This is a genomic window from Pseudomonas sp. G2-4, from assembly GCF_030064125.1.
Classification (GTDB): domain Bacteria; phylum Pseudomonadota; class Gammaproteobacteria; order Pseudomonadales; family Pseudomonadaceae; genus Aquipseudomonas.
Genome location: NZ_CP125957.1, coordinates 4,129,478 through 4,144,715 on the forward strand (window position 1 = coordinate 4,129,478; position 15,238 = coordinate 4,144,715).

Sequence of the window (15,238 nt, forward strand, 5' to 3'; positions counted from 1 at the left end):
AGCCTGCCTGTATCAGCCGATCTTTTTCGCCGGGGCCTCGTGCTCCCTTGATAGCCCTGTATGGCCTTGATGAGACGCGACAAAAAGGCCTAGGATCGCAGAAGCCGAGAACAGACCTATAGCGGAGGGCGCGGAAAACGTCTTCTATGCGTTCGAGGATGGCAGGATCCGCGAGGTCTGGTCGGTCATCGACAAGGAAGCGATTGAAGCTCAGCTCCAATCAGCGTAACCCGCTACAAGCTGGTATTAACACTCGCGGTTATTGGATACCGTCGCAGGAGCGCACTGCTGTGCTTAGCTTGAAAAGCTCCTTGGACAGTTTCCATTTTCCTTCTACGGACCCTGGCATTGCACACTGATAGCGCCACATCAGTTGTTCCCATTCCTGCACTTTCGGGTTGCTGCCTTCCATTGCCGCCAAGCGATCAAAAGAGAAGTCATCGCCTGCTTCCAACAGCATGATCAACCGATTTTGATACCGCCAGATGGTCATGTCCTCCACACCCGCCAGGCGCAAATGATTGAGCACCTCAGGCCACACCGCCTGGTGATGAATTTCATATTCAGCGATCAGCGCGGGGTCATCCTTGAGGTCAAGTACTTGGCAATATCTCATTTTGGGCAGGCCGGATTAGTGTCAATTTGTTGGTCGGGCGCGGGGCGACCGCAATCGATCCGATAAAAAAGACAGGCGTTCATGCCCATGATCAATGGGGTGCCCTCGCGTATCGATCGAGTCTCATGTTTATCCAGGTACTGGCGAGTCATCGTCCACCACTCGAGGTAATCCGAAGCAAGATTGATCACGGGCCAATCGCTGCCCCAGATCACCCGCCGTGTACCAAACAACTCAAGGACGTTGTCCATGTAGGGTTGCAATGCTTGGGCACCGTCGCCTTGCGCGGCTTCAGTGAGCAGCCCCGACAGTTTGCAGTACACATTAGGCAGCGCTGCCAGACGTTGAAGGTCACGGGACCAGGGTTCGGTCTGCCGACTCGCGATATCCGGCTTTCCCGCGTGGTCTATCACAATCCTCAATGCACTATTACGCTCGGCCATGGCCACTACCCCGTTAAGGTGCTTAGGCAAAACCAAGACATCAAGACTGAGATCGTGCTCTACAAGTGCATCCATGGCGGCTTGAATCTTGTTTCCCTCGATCCAGTTGTGGGCCGGCAGCGCTTGCAACATGGCCCGCACGCCCTTGAATTTGGGGTGCCGAGCCAAGCGTGTTATCTCCTGCACAGCAGTGGTTGATGTCAGATCAACCCACCCCACTACCCCGAAGATGCTGTCGTGTTGATCAGCCAACTCCAGCAAGAAATGGGTATCGCCCAAGTGGGGGTTCGATTGAACGGCGACGGTTCCGTCGATGCCACATTCACGCAGGTGTTCAATCAAGTCATCAGGCGTGAAGTCCTTGAAGATTGGGGCTAAATCAGCCGAGGGCCAATCCCCATGGCCGCTGTTGAGACGCCAGTAATGTTGATGGGCGTCGATGCAAAGCGTCATAGGGCACCTTGGGGCAACGGCGCATCAGCATCGATCAACTCGCGTGCTTTAAGTGTCTTCCAGAAAGCCTCTGGGATGTCCTGCTCGAACCACTCGATACTCCGGTCGAGTTGCTGCGGCGTACGTGTACCCACCACACAAGACACCACTGCGGGATGCGCCATTGGAAACTGCAACGCTGCCGCGGGCAGCGGTACTTCAAACTCTTCGCAGACGGTTTTCAGCGCTTGGACTTTCGCGATCACCGCGGCGGGCGCTTCGCCATAATCAAAGTGCGTGCCCCCGGCAAGAATGCCTGAGTTGAATACGCCACCCACTACAATTGAGTTGCCCTGTCCCAGGCATTTGTTCATCAGTGGTCCAAGGCTTTGCTGATCAAGCAACGTGTAGCGTCCCGCCAGCAATGTGCAGTCCAGCTGGCATTCGTTCATGCTGTCTTGCACAACCTCCCATTCGTTCACACCCAGACCAATGGCCGCAATCGCTCCGTCCTCACGCAGGCTTTCGAGCGCTCGAAATCCGCCGCCTCTGGTCAACTGATCCCAGTGAAATTGGTGTCGTTCGCCATGGGTAAGCCGCCCGATATCATGCACGTACAGGATGTCTATCCGGCAGACTCCCAGACGTTGAAGGCTATCTTCATAGGAACGCATGATTGCGTCATATCCATAGTCGTACACGGGCCGGAAAGGCAGCGGATTGGCCCATCCATCGTCCCCATCGCGTACTGAACCATCAGCGCGCAGAAGCCTACCGACTTTAGTGCTCAGGATAAAATCCGCTCGCGATCGCTCGGCCAACTCTGTGCCGACCCGCCGTTCGGAACGGCTGTATCCATAAAAGGGGGCCGTATCGTAATAGCGGATTCCCCGATTCCAAGCGGCTTGCAGCGTTTGCGTCGCCTGATTCGCAGAGACTTCCCGGTAGAGGCCACCCACTTGTGAGCACCCCAGGCCAAACACCCCTATTTCAAGCGCGCTTTTGGCAAGCCTTCGTTTTTCGGAGATTTTCAAGTTCGCTCACTCCCTTCCGATCAATACAGGACGTTCCGAGCCTCTGAACTGTCGATGTTCGATTTATCGATCAGAAGTACGCCGGTATCGATATTCTTGGGCACTGCGGTCCCAGCGATGGCCTTGGCGACCGTGGTGACAGAATCAAGCCCCATCCTGTAGGAGCTTTGAACGATGATTGAATCGAGGGTACCGTCCTTTACAAAGTTCTGAAGGTCTTCGTTACCGTCAAATCCGATAGCCACAAGTTTTCCGGATTTTCCGGCTTGTGCAATACCGCGCGCCATTCCTACGGCCGTCGGCTCGTTGGCACCGTAAATACCTTTAAGATCGGGATTCGACGCCAGCACGTCGGTGGTTTGATTCAGCGCGTTGGCCATCTGGGACTGAGAATAAAAGGGGCCGACGATAGTCAAGTTCGAGTGCTGCTTTATGTAGTTTATGAACCCCCCCACTCGTCCAATCTCGGATCCCGCCCCAGGCACGTAGGACATAATTGCAATCTTGCCTGTCTTTCCCACCTTTTCGATCATGCGCTGCGCACAGAGCTCACCGGCCCTGGTGTTATCCGTCGAGAGGAACGATTGATAATAAGCATCGCCGTCAGTAGAAATCGTTGAGTCGATGAGCACCACCGGGATATGGGCTTCCCATGCTTGTTTAATTGCAGGCACCAAGGCGTCCGGGTCGGCAGCTGCCAGGACAATCCCGGAAACCTTGCGGTTGACCGCGTTGACCACCATGTTCACTTCATCCGCTACCGCCGATTCGGATGCTGGCCCCTGAAAGGTTACCGTCGTGTTCGGCAGTTCCTTTGCGGCCGCCTGGGCACCCTTCTGAACATTCTGCCAATAGTTGGAGTTTGCACTTTTAACAATAACCGCAATTTCCCCATTATTGGCCAGCGTGGTGGTGGACGTGAACAAGACAGCCATAACAACCGCAATCAAGTTTAGCTTTTTCATCGAAATCGATTCCTTATTGTTGTCAGTGCTTTGGTTTATCTTTTTCGGTTTCTAAGTTGGTCGACACACACCGTCAGCAGAATGACCAGCCCGATGATGATCTGCTGGGTAAAGCTGGAAACACCCAACATGTTCAGGCCATTGCGCAAAATGCCAATGGTGAACGCACCGATGATGGTGCCGGACACGCTGCCGATACCGCCGGACAAGGAAGTACCACCAATGACCGCACTGGCAATGGCATCGAGTTCATACATGACGCCTTCATTTGGCTGCGCGGAAACTAACCGTGACATCAATACACAGCCCGTCAAACCCGCGAGCACACCAGACAGTACGTAAGTGAACAAGGTCACCCGGTTGACATTGACCCCGGACAGTCTTGCTGCTTCCGCATTGGAGCCCACGGCGTAGATGTGACGCCCCAGGCGTGTACGGCTCAAGATCATCCAAAGCCCGATGGCCAAGGCGATCATGATCACTACCGGGTACGGGATGCCGGGAAAAATGACATTCGGAAAGCCATTGGCGCCGATGTTCTCTATACGAAAAAGGGTTCCATTACCCAGCGTGCCGAACCCCTTGCCCAGCCCCGATACAGGTTGAGCATCCGTCAGACGCAGGGCGAGGCCCCTGGCAACCAGCATCATCCCCAATGTCGCAATGAAGGGTGGAAGCTTTAATCGAGTGATGAAAACACCGTTAATGGCGCCGCATATTCCGCCCACTAGCAGGCCGACCAGGATTCCAACAGGAATCGAGGCCCCGGCTTTGATGGCCAACGCATTGGCTACACCGGCCAACGCCAATACCGAGCCGACCGAAAGATCGATACCACCGGTGATAATGACAGCGGTAGCGCCAAGTCCAAGGAAAGCAATAGAGGTGACCTGTAGCGCCACGCTCATACCATTGCCCATCGACAAGAACGCCTCGCTGGTACTCGCGAATACAACGATGAGGGCAAAAAGGCTGGCCAAGGCACCGAACTTCTGCAGAAGTTCTTTGCGTCGATCAGTATTGATAGCGTTTGCGGTGACGGGTTCTGCTGGCTTATCGATACTTAGGTCATTCATTTGGAATACCCCGACGCGTAATGCATGATTTCTTCTTGTGATGTGCGGCGGGCATCCAGTTCGCCGGTTGCACGTCCCTCATGGAAAACCAGAATTCGATCACTCATTCCCAATAGTTCGGGAAGCTCGGAACTGATCAGAACAATCCCGATGCCTTGCGACGCCAGTTTGTCCATCAGTTCGTAAATGGCATACTTCGCACCGACGTCTATGCCCCGGGTAGGCTCGTCGAAGAACAAAATTCTAGAGTTTCGAAACAGCCATTTACCGATCACAACTTTTTGCTGATTGCCGCCCGAAAGATAGCGGGTAACCTGATTGGGCGAAGGGGTGCGAATGCCGAGGCTATCGATGTAGCCGCGCGCGGCCTTCTCTTCATCCTTGAATCGAATGAAGCCAAACGCGTTACAGACCGCTCCCATGTTTGCCAACGTAATGTTGCTTGCAAGGGACATCTTCAAGGCCAAGCCGTCACTCTTGCGGTCTTCTGACAGGTAAGCGATTCCGTGCCGGATGGCGTCCTGCGGTTTTTTGATCGTAACGGGTTTGCCGAAAAGCTCCAGACTGCCTGTGTCCACAGGATCCGCGCCGAAAATAGCCCGTGCGATTTCAGTCCTGCCTGCACCCATCAGCCCTGCAAACCCTAGGATTTCGCCCTTGCGAAGCTCGAAATCAATCGACTGAAACGCGCCCTTCCGGCTGAAATTCTTGACGTTGAGTAATACTTCTTTCGTGGGCGCACCGGTTCGTGGAGGAAACTTTTCCTTCAACGACCGACCCACCATGTCAGCGACGATAGTATCGACCGTGGTGTCGCAGAACAGGGACGTAGAAACATAACAACCGTCCCGCATGACGGTGACCCTGTCGACGATATGTTGCATTTCGTCCAAGCGGTGGGAGATGTAAAGCATGCCGACGCCCTGCGCCTTCAACTCGTTGATCACTCGAAAAAGCTGTGCCGTTTCCGTTTCAGTCAACGATGAGGTGGGTTCATCAAGGATCAACACTCGTGCATTTAGCGACAGGGCCTTGGCGATCTCGACCATCTGCTGCTGAGCGACGGAAAGCTTGTTAACCAACTGGTTGGGATCAATATCCACCCCTAACCGTTGAAGGCACTCACGTGTGTCTGAAAGCAGCTTGCGCCGATCAATGAGACCAAATTTCACCGGCTCTCTGGCCAAGTAGACGTTTTCAGCAACCGACAGGTGCGGTACCAAATTCAGCTCTTGGTGGATGATCGCAATGCCAACCCGCTCGGCATCACTGACCGATTTAAACGTTCGCTCTTCACCTTGGTAGGTAATGGTCCCTTGGTCGGGAGTCAGTTGCCCGCTGATGACTTTCATCAGGGTTGATTTGCCGGCGCCATTCTCTCCGCATATCGCGTGCACCTCTCCTGCATTGAGGCTGAGTGAAACGCCGTTCAGCGCGAGCACCCCAGGGAAACGCTTGACGATGTTTTCCAGGCGTAAACAAGGGAGAACCGAGGCTGGTTCAACTGCAGGCCCGACGGACCGAGGGGACGAGACATTCAAGGCGGCGTTCTCATTTATTTTTATTAAAGGTCTACAGACCCATTAAGAAAATGCACTTTCCGCAATCTACACTTGAGAAAAATTATTGGCAAGACCAATTTAGTATTTTAAAAATTGGACAGACCAGTTTGAATTTTGGAAGATCAGGACGATATACGTGATCGCAACCATCGGAGTCGAACTGAAGACAATCCAACCCGGAAGCGGCAGTGGCTGAAGGGAAACCGGTGCGGAACGTCAGGCCTATGCGCGGGCCTGGCTTACCTGATCATTCGACAGCAGGAATCGGAGCCCCGGCTCAGCCTGCTCAGCGGTAAGGTGCCAGCCGTGGGCCAGGGCAATTTCCTGGCAAATTGCCAAACCCAGGCCGGCGCCATGATCTCGTCGGTGGGCAGCGCGCCAAAAGCGGTCGAACAGCAACGGCAATTGCGCGCTATCGATGCCTGGTCCTGTATCTCGTACGATGACTTTGTCGTAATGAATGTCGATGCTGACAACCGTGTTGGCCGGAGCATGCTGGATTGCGTTCTCCAACAAATTCTTGAGCAGGGTGAACAAGGCACCCCGGTCAGCCCTCCATATCACATCGTCTGCCGCGCAAATGCTCAGGCATACGTCTGCGGCTGACGCCATGCGTTGCATGTAGCCAATCGCTTCCTCGACGATCTCTTGCACCCGAACGAGGGTGAACAGGTAGTTGTGCGTCTCGCTTGCTTCCGCCAAGAGCAAAATCTGCTGCACCTGGCGGCTCATGTATTGGACGTCGCTCAGCAGCGCGTCGCGGTGGTTTCCGGCATCCTCCCTCAATTCGATCTGCGCACGGATCAGCGCCAGGGGCGTTTTCAACTCATGCGCGGCGTTACCGAGAAAATCCTGCTGCACGCGATAGCCTCGTTCGAGGCGATCCAGCGCCTGATTGAAACTGTCGACAAGTGGGGCGATTTCCGACGGTACCGCGTCGATGCTCAGGCGGGCGTTCAGGGAGCGCGGGGAGATTGCCGTGGCGGACTTGGACAGGTCTTGCAGGGGTTTGAGGGTGTAGCGCAATGTGATGTAGGTGCACAAACCGAAGGCAACAAGCAGCACAAGGCTGAACATGATGATGCCAGCGCCCACCAACGGGAGGGCCACGCGATGGAGCAGCCCCATGAATCTTGTGGTGACAGCAAGCTGGAAAAACCACGTCCGGCCTTCGTGCAAGACAGGTTCGGTGGCACCGTACAATGTCACATCGTTGTGCTCGAAATCGAAGCGACCACGCTCCAGGCGCAGCAATTCGCCGTCAGTTGGCCAGAACTGCGCCCAGGCACTCGACAGCAACACCACATTTCCGGCTTCATCCAGAATTCGGTAAGCGACTTCATGGTTCAGGCTGACGAAGGCCCATCCCAACTCATCGAAGTCCTCGTAGAATCCAACAGGCCTGCCATCGTCGTTGAAGCGGATGTCTTGCGCCAATTCTTCCACGAGGTCGGCGAAGTCCATGCGCGCCAGCAGGTCACTCTGCAACGCGACAGCGGCAGCGATCACCAGCAAGGTGATGCTGAGCAGCATGCCGGCCACATAGGCCAGCAGGATTTTCAGTCTCAGGCTATTGGGCTGAATCATCTTCACGAAGCGCATAACCAAGACCTCTGACATTGGCTATTCGCTGGCGTGACCCAATGGCGAGCAGCTTGCGACGAATACGATGAAGGGCGACATCCAGGGCGTTGGGGGTGACCGCATCACTTAGCCCCCAGGCTGCGGCCTCCAGTGTGGCTCGACGCACGACCTCATGATGCTTGCGTAAAAGTAGCAGCATGATGTGCATTTCCGCCGGTGCGAGTGTGATGCTCTGCCCAGCGCAACACAGCGCGCCAGTGTCAGGACGCAGGGTCAAATCACCATGATCAAGGTCGAGTGTACGAAACTCCACCGGCCGGCGTAGCAATGCCTTGACGCGGGCCACCAGCTCATCCATGGCGAATGGTTTGGGAAGGTAGTCATCGGCCCCGGCGTCCAGGCCTTGGACGCGGTCATGCAACGCATCGCGTGCGGTCAATACGAGGCAAGGAATGCCCAGCCCGGCGTTGCGCAACTTCGGTAACAAGACAAGACCGTCACCGTCGGGCAATCCCCGGTCGAGGATCACCGCCTGATACTGCATCTGCTGGACAGCAGCCCATGCGGCATCGATACGGCCGACCACATCGACCGCAATACCAGCAGCCGCCAGCCCATTGCACATCAACTGGGCGAGTCGTTCATGATCCTCAACAAGCAGTATCCGGCTCATCAGAAACGGTACACGTAGCCAAAGGTGAGGTTGTTCTGGTTTGACTGATCCACCAGCGGACTGTCTTTGATTTCGGATGACAATTGGGTGACCTCTGCATCGGCAAAAACAGAATTATGCTTATCGAATCGATAGACTCCGCGCAGGCCCAGCTCGATGTTTACACCGGACTTGCCTTCATAGAAACCACGATTGGCGAGCACTTCGCTCTCCCGGACGCCAAAATAGTAGTCAACATATTTGCTGTCCTGCCATGTCGCGCCAACACGGGGTGTCAGCATGATGTGCTCGTTGATCTGCCAGGTCCTTTCCAGGCCGAGGCTGACACTTTGCCCCTTGCTGTTGCCCGAAATGTCATGAACCCACTCGAGGCTGACGTCCGCCAGACCCGTTTGCCAATCGACTCTGGCGCCAGCCCAGAAACCACTCTTGCGGTCGCTCATGCCTTCGAGAATATCGGCATCGTCGTCTTCATAACCGCTTGAGTCGTATTTAGCGACCAGGCTGAAATCGACTCTATTGGTCTCGGTGATCTCAAAGCCCGGCAGTTTCAACGCCAGATTGGGACCGAACAACCGGATGTACTGGTTCTCGAACTGTATCAGCGGCAACACCTCGGTATCACGATCAATTCCCCTGTAGGGCTTCTGGGTGCTCTTGGCACCGATGCCCACGCCCCAGGACGATGAAGCTTGCGGATCGTCCTCAGCCTTCACTGTCGCCGGGAAAACCAGCGCTACGACAACTATCGCCGCAAACGCCTTGTGAATGTACGGAACGTTGAAAATCGAGACCGGCGACAAGAGCGTGCGCATAACCGTTTCCTGTAATTGCGTTGGGAAGTCGCATCATCAAGGCGCTCTTCTTACGCATTACTTACCGGAACGTATTTTCGATTTTATGGCTGGTAAGTGTCTGGAAAGTCTCACTGCCGGAAGGTCTCTCCTGTCGCCGACACAGATGAGAGCACCGCATGCCATTCCCTACAATATCTATCACGAATTCAGCCGGATCGCGGCGCGGATTGGCGGCTATCGGGCATGCACTGTCCATCGTGGCCCTGGCAAGCGTGACGATAGGGCTGCTGGGTTGCTCGTCCGGAATGTCTAAACCGATTCCGGGTGGGATCAAGCCTGTAGCGACACAATGGCATGCGCCGTTGCCCCATGGCGGGCGGCTTGAAGCAATGAGTCAATGGTGGGCACAGTTCGATGACCCTCTGCTGCTTCGCCTGCTGGAGGACGGTCAACGTGCCAGTCCGACACTCGCCCAGGCTGCCCGCAACATCGCCGATGCCCGTGCAGCGTACGTTGCCGGCCGGGCTGCCCTCCTCCCTTCCCTTGAAGCGAATGCCAGCGCGAGTCGGGGACGTAGCGATCTTGATAGCGCGAAGGGCAATAGCTACGCGGCAGGTCTACGGGCCAGTTGGGAGTTGGACATTTTCGGGAAGAATCGCGCCGCCACTGACGCAGCCTCCGCCAGGCTGGCGTCCAGCCAGGCCGGCTGGCACGATGCACGGGTTTCCCTGGCCGCCGAGATAGCAACGACTTATGTCGACTATCGCGCGTGCGAGGCACAGACCCGGGAGGCCGAGATCGATGCCGGATCGCGGGCGCAGACCGCCGGGCTGACCACGCTTGCGGTGGCTGCGGGCTTTCGGTCGCCCTCTGCAGCCGACCTGGCCGACGCCAGCGCAGCCCAGGGCCGGGTTAGCGTGGTGCAGCAGAAGGCGCAATGCGACCTGCTCGTCAAGACACTGGTTGCCCTCACGGCGCAAGACGAAATGGCGCTGCGACACGATCTTGCCAGCGCTGCCGCACGCCTGCCGCGACCGGCTGGGCTCAGCATTGCCAGCGTACCGGCTTCGGTGGTCACACAACGCCCTGACGTCCATGCCGCCGCGCTGGATCTAATGGCCGCGAGCGCCGACTCGGATCAGGCACAGGCCCAGCGCTGGCCGAAGATCACCCTGAGCGGCGACATCACGCCAACCCGTCTCCACAGCGCAGGCGTCAGCACCGATGGCGTTATCTGGGGCGTGGGGCCGATCTCCATCACCATGCCGCTGTTCGAGGGTGGCGTGCGTAAAGCAGAGGCGCAGGCGGCCCTCATCCGCTACGAAGCGACGGCGACGATTTTCACCGCCCGCGTGCGCGAAGCCGTGCGAGAAGTCGAAAACGCGCTCGTGTCCCTGCAAAGCACAGCGGCACGCAGCGCGGATACCGGCGTCGCCGTTGAAGGATTTACACGCTCATACCAGGCAACGGAATCGGCGTACCGGTCCGGAGTGTCCAGCGTATTCGAACTGGAGGATGCACGCCGTAGCCTGGTGACCGCGCGCAGTACGGCTATCGGACTGGAGCACGAGCGCATCAAAGCCTGGATTGCGCTCTACCGCGCGACAGGTGGCGGCTGGTCCACCACTGACCTGCCCCAGGCCGGCCTTCCCTCGAAATCAAACAGCAAAAAATCCCCCTAAAAGATCCTTACACGCTCTGGCGACTGCGCTGTCTCGGGCGGGCCGGCATCAGGAACGAGATGATGAACAGCACCTATTTTTACGTAGCGGCTATCGCGGGCATCGCTTTGACTGTCACCGGCATGGCCATCACCGTTACCCGCCAACCGGAGCGCAATGAACCCGTTGCCGCCAGGCCCGCGCTCACAGTAACCCTGGCCCAACTACAGTTCGATCTGATGCCCATCGAGGTCTCGGCGAATGGCAACATCATGGCTTGGCAAGAAGCCAGCATTGGCACCGAGGCGGATGGCCTGAGGCTGGTCGAGGTCAGGGTCAACGTGGGTGACGTGGTGCGGCGTGGCCAGGTCCTCGCGGTCTTCGCCGCGCATACGGTAACCGCCGAACTGGCGCAGAGTCGTGCGGCGACTGCGGAGGCGCTCGCGGCACAGGCAGAGGCGACCGCCAACGCCGGCAGAGCCCGAGAACTCCGGGAAACCGGGGCGATGTCGGCCCAGCAGATCCAGCAATACCTGATGCAGGAGCGCGCGGCCCAGGCGCGTCTGGAAGGTGCGCGGGCGGTCGAGAAAACACAGCACCTGCGCCTCGTCCAGACTCAGGTGCTGGCACCCGACAATGGTGTGATTTCCGCACGAAGTGCCACGGTGGGTGCCGTGCTGCCCTCCGGCCAGGAACTGTATCGAATGATTCTGGGTAACCGCCTGGAATGGCGCGCCGAAGTGGCCGCTGCAGACGTGGCGAAGCTGAAAGCGGGGCAAACCGTTCGGGTCAAACCGGCGGGTGGTGAGCCGATTACCGGCACATTACGCATGATTGCTCCCCTCATAGACACTCAGACCCGCAACGCAATGGTTTACGTCGATCTGCCGCAACCTGGCGCCGCGCGCGCCGGAATGTTCGCCCGCGGTGAGTTCGAGATCGAGACGCGGCGACTGCTGACCCTGCCGCAAACATCAGTGGTGCTGCGCGACGGATTCAGCCACGTGTTTCGTATCGGGGCGCAGTCCAGAGTCGTACAAACCAAAGTCACCACAGGCCGACGCACCGCAGATCGCGTGGAGATTGTCAGCGGTCTCGACCTGGCCGCCCAAGTAGTCGCTGCAGGCGGGAGTTTTCTGAATGACGGCGACCTTGTGCGCGTCGTTGCTGAGACTTCCCCTGGCGATCATCACCCGGCATCCAGCCCTGGCATTGCTCCCATCGTCTTGAAATGACGTCTTGCAACGAATAGGTGCATACGATGAGTCTGAATATTTCTTCTTGGTCGATCCGCAATCCGACACCGTCGGTGCTGCTTTTCATTCTGCTCACGGTCGTGGGCCTGATGGGATTCGTGGCGATGAAAGTGCAGAACTTTCCCGATATCGATCTGCCGACGGTCACCCTAACCGCAAGCCTGCCAGGCGCCTCCCCGGTACAACTGGAAAACGACGTTGCCCGCAAGATCGAGGATTCGCTCGCGACAATCCAGGGCGTGAAACATATCCAGAGCACATTGACTGACGGCGAGGTCAACATCGCGGTCGAGTTCAACCTGGAGAAACCCACGCAGGAGGCAGTCGACGACGTCCGCGACGCGGTTTCCCGGGTACGCGCCGACCTTCCTGGCGACCTGCGCGACCCGGTGATCCGCAAGGTTGAACTCGCTGGTTCGCCGATCCTGACCTACACGGTGGACTCCACAAGCCTGGATGGCGAGGCATTGTCCTGGTTCGTCGATAACGAACTGAGCAAAGCGCTACTCGCCGTGCCCGGCGTTGGCCAAGTGACTCGTGTCGGCGGCGTCACTCGCGAAATACGCGTGGATCTCGACCCGGCGCGGTTGCTGGCGCTTAACGCCAGTGCGGCGGACATCTCGCGCCAGTTGGAACGGGTGCAGCAAGAAGCGTCAGGAGGGCGTGTCGAGTTGGGTGCCATCGAGCAATCGGTGCGTACGATTGCAACGGTCGACTCGGCGCAGGAGGTGGCCGCCCTGGAGATCGCGCTGGGCGACGGCCGCCACATCCGGCTCGACCAAGTGGCGAATATCTACGATACAGCGGCGGAACCACGCTCCGCTGCCTTTTGGAACGATAAGCCCGTGGTGGGTTTTGAAATCGTTCGCGCACGGGGCGCAGGCGAAATCGAGGTCGCTGAGGGCGTGCGTGCAGCCATCGAAACCATGAAGAGCAAGCGCCAGGATATCGCGATCGTCGAAGCGTTCAACTTCGTCGATCCGGTGGTTGAAACCTACGATGGCTCGATGCAACTGATCTATGAGGGGGCGGTGCTCGCGGTGCTGGTGGTGTTCCTGTTTTTGCGCGACTGGCGGGCGACTTTGATTGCAGCAGTGGCGCTGCCGCTGTCGGTCATTCCGACCTTCGCGATGATGCACCTGATGGGCTTCAGCCTCAATATCGTGACCCTGCTTTCGCTATCCCTGGTGATTGGCATCCTGGTTGACGATGCGATCGTCGAGATCGAGAACATCGAGCGACACCTGCGGATGGGCAAGACACCGTATCAGGCGGCCATGGAAGCGGCTGACGAAATCGGCCTGGCCGTCGTGGCGACGACCTTTACCTTGGTTGCCGTGTTCCTGCCGACCGCCTTCATGAGCGGCACGGTCGGCAAGTTTTTCGTCCAGTTTGGCTGGACGGCGGCTACCGCAGTCTTCGTCTCGCTGGTCGTTGCCCGCATGCTGACGCCGATGATGTGCGCCTACCTGATGCGTACTCCCAAGAAACTGACCAAGCCAGAGCCCTGGTGGATGGGCGGCTATCTGTCATCGGCACGCTGGTGCCTGCGCCATCGACGCCTGACCATGACGGGCGCGTCGACATTCTTCTGCGCCGGCCTGATGCTCGCCGTGCTACTGCCTGGCGCCTTCATCCCTGCCGATGACGACTCGCAAACCCAGGTCACGTTAACCCTGCCGCCCGGCAGCAAGTTGAGCGACAGCATTGCCCTGGCTGAGCGAGCGCGACGAATCCTGAAGCAGAACACTCATGTGCGAACGGTCTATACCGCAATCGGCGCGGGGACTGCGGGTGCCGATCCCTCCGAACCGGCAACCCCCTCGGCCGCACAGGTTCGCAAAGTGGTGTTAACGCTGAACATGACGCACCGTAGCGAGCGCTCGGGACTGCGCAAGCAAGCACTTGAGCAACAATTGCGCGATGCATTGGCGGTACTGCCTGCGGTTCGGATCGCGGTCGGCATGGGAGGCTCCGGCGAAAGCTATGTCCTGATGCTCGCTGGCGAAAACAGTCGGGAGCTTGAACAGCATGCGCAACAAGTCGGGCGTGAGTTGTCTGGCATTCCTGGCCTCGGTGCGATCACGTCGACGACGAGCCTGGTACGCCCGGAACTGATCGTAAGGCCCGACTTCGCCCGAGCGGCCGATCTGGGGGTCACTTCGGCGGCGATCGCCGAAACGCTGCGTGTTGCGACGTTGGGCGACTATGACCATGCACTGGCGAAGCTCAACCTCAGCGATCGTCAAGTGCCAGTGGTTGTGCGGCTCAACGACGCTGCCCGCCGCGACTACGAACTGCTCAAGCGGCTGCCGGTGCCCGGCGCACGCGGTCCCGTGCCGTTGGACAACGTGGCGACGCTGACACTGGGCGGCGGGCCTGCCGAAATAACGCGCTACGATCGATTGCGTAACGTCAACTTTGAGATCGAATTGAACGGTCGCGCGCTTGGCGAGGTGGAACGCGCCGTGCTTGCGCTGCCCAGCGTGAAAACGCTGCCGTCCGGTATCACACAAACCGCGCTGGGGGATGCGGAAGATATGGGTGAGCTGGTCACTGGCTTCGCTGTCGCCATGCTGACCGGCATCCTGTGTATCTATATGGTGCTGATCATGCTGCTCAAGGATTTCGTGCAGCCCATGACCATCCTGGCTGCGCTCGTACTGGCAATACCCGGTGCGGTTCTCGCGCTCTACCTCACCGGTTCAGCGTTGTCGATGCCTTCAATGATCGGGCTGATCATGCTGATGGGCATTGCGACGAAAAACTCCATTCTGCTGGTCGACTACATCGTTATCGCGCGACATGCGCACGGCCTGACGCGCACGGATGCAATCCTCGACGCTTGCCACAAGCGGGCTCGGCCCATTGTCATGACAACCATTGCCATGGCTGCGGGCATGCTGCCAATCGCGCTCGGTTGGGGCGGTGATCCGAGTTTTCGTGCGCCCATGGCAATCGTCGTCATTGGCGGGTTGATCTCGTCGACCTTCCTGAGCCTGCTAGTGATTCCAGTGATCTACAGTCTCGTTGATGATGCTGCCCAGTGGGTAAGAGGCCGAACTGAAATCGCAGTGGCTGGCTCGTCCAACCTCTAAATCTCCTCAACCTGCACAGGGGCAATACCTGCATCGGTACT

Annotated in this window: 13 protein-coding genes; 4 read left to right on the forward strand and 9 right to left on the reverse strand. The window is 57.8% G+C overall.

The window, feature by feature from the left end:
• Positions 1-166: 166 nt before the first annotated feature.
• Positions 167-229, forward strand: coding sequence for a hypothetical protein (locus QNH97_RS29580; RefSeq protein WP_502944548.1), 63 nt, complete (start codon positions 167-169; stop codon positions 227-229).
• Between the two features lie 30 nt (positions 230-259).
• Here the strand turns inward: QNH97_RS29580 and QNH97_RS17950 are convergent, their stop codons facing one another.
• From QNH97_RS17950 to QNH97_RS17990, 9 genes are all read right to left on the reverse strand, one after another.
• On the reverse strand, positions 260-616 hold the full coding sequence (locus QNH97_RS17950) for an L-rhamnose mutarotase (RefSeq protein ID WP_283553211.1): 357 nt from the start codon (positions 614-616) through the stop codon (positions 260-262).
• The gene (locus QNH97_RS17955; RefSeq protein ID WP_283553212.1) at positions 613-1,512 is read right to left on the reverse strand and encodes an amidohydrolase family protein; all 900 of its coding nucleotides are present in this window, start codon (positions 1,510-1,512) and stop codon (positions 613-615) included. The genes QNH97_RS17950 and QNH97_RS17955 overlap by 4 nt, the downstream gene beginning before the upstream one ends.
• A complete protein-coding gene (locus QNH97_RS17960; protein ID WP_283553213.1) occupies positions 1,509-2,525 on the reverse strand; it encodes an aldo/keto reductase in 1,017 nt (338 codons plus the stop codon). The genes QNH97_RS17955 and QNH97_RS17960 overlap by 4 nt, the downstream gene beginning before the upstream one ends.
• 20 nt (positions 2,526-2,545) lie before the next feature.
• A complete protein-coding gene (locus tag QNH97_RS17965) occupies positions 2,546-3,490 on the reverse strand; it encodes an ABC transporter substrate-binding protein (protein WP_283553214.1) in 945 nt (314 codons plus the stop codon).
• A gap of 35 nt (positions 3,491-3,525) precedes the next feature.
• Complete coding sequence (locus QNH97_RS17970; RefSeq protein WP_283553215.1) at positions 3,526-4,566, reverse strand: ABC transporter permease; 1,041 nt, start codon at positions 4,564-4,566, stop codon at positions 3,526-3,528.
• Positions 4,563-6,107, reverse strand: a complete 1,545-nt coding sequence (locus QNH97_RS17975) for a sugar ABC transporter ATP-binding protein (RefSeq protein ID WP_283553216.1) — start codon at positions 6,105-6,107, stop codon at positions 4,563-4,565. The genes QNH97_RS17970 and QNH97_RS17975 overlap by 4 nt, the downstream gene beginning before the upstream one ends.
• A 243-nt stretch (positions 6,108-6,350) precedes the next feature.
• Entirely contained in the window at positions 6,351-7,730 is a 1,380-nt protein-coding gene (locus QNH97_RS17980; RefSeq protein ID WP_283553217.1) for a sensor histidine kinase, read from the reverse strand.
• A complete protein-coding gene (locus tag QNH97_RS17985; RefSeq protein WP_283553218.1) occupies positions 7,699-8,385 on the reverse strand; it encodes a response regulator transcription factor in 687 nt (228 codons plus the stop codon). Before QNH97_RS17985 ends, QNH97_RS17980 begins: the two co-directional genes overlap by 32 nt.
• On the reverse strand, positions 8,385-9,200 hold the full coding sequence (locus tag QNH97_RS17990; RefSeq protein ID WP_283553219.1) for a MipA/OmpV family protein: 816 nt from the start codon (positions 9,198-9,200) through the stop codon (positions 8,385-8,387). Before QNH97_RS17990 ends, QNH97_RS17985 begins: the two co-directional genes overlap by 1 nt.
• A gap of 287 nt (positions 9,201-9,487) precedes the next feature.
• Here QNH97_RS17990 and QNH97_RS17995 point away from each other — a divergent pair, with 287 nt between their 5' ends.
• The 3 genes from QNH97_RS17995 to QNH97_RS18005 all read left to right on the forward strand — a co-directional run bounded on the left by QNH97_RS17995 (position 9,488) and on the right by QNH97_RS18005 (position 15,197).
• On the forward strand, positions 9,488-10,864 hold the full coding sequence (locus QNH97_RS17995; RefSeq protein ID WP_283553220.1) for an efflux transporter outer membrane subunit: 1,377 nt from the start codon (positions 9,488-9,490) through the stop codon (positions 10,862-10,864).
• A 62-nt stretch (positions 10,865-10,926) separates the two neighbouring features.
• Positions 10,927-12,078, forward strand: coding sequence for an efflux RND transporter periplasmic adaptor subunit (locus QNH97_RS18000; RefSeq protein WP_283553221.1), 1,152 nt, complete (start codon positions 10,927-10,929; stop codon positions 12,076-12,078).
• A gap of 26 nt (positions 12,079-12,104) precedes the next feature.
• On the forward strand, positions 12,105-15,197 hold the full coding sequence (locus QNH97_RS18005) for an efflux RND transporter permease subunit (protein ID WP_283553222.1): 3,093 nt from the start codon (positions 12,105-12,107) through the stop codon (positions 15,195-15,197).
• Positions 15,198-15,238 lie beyond the last annotated feature (41 nt).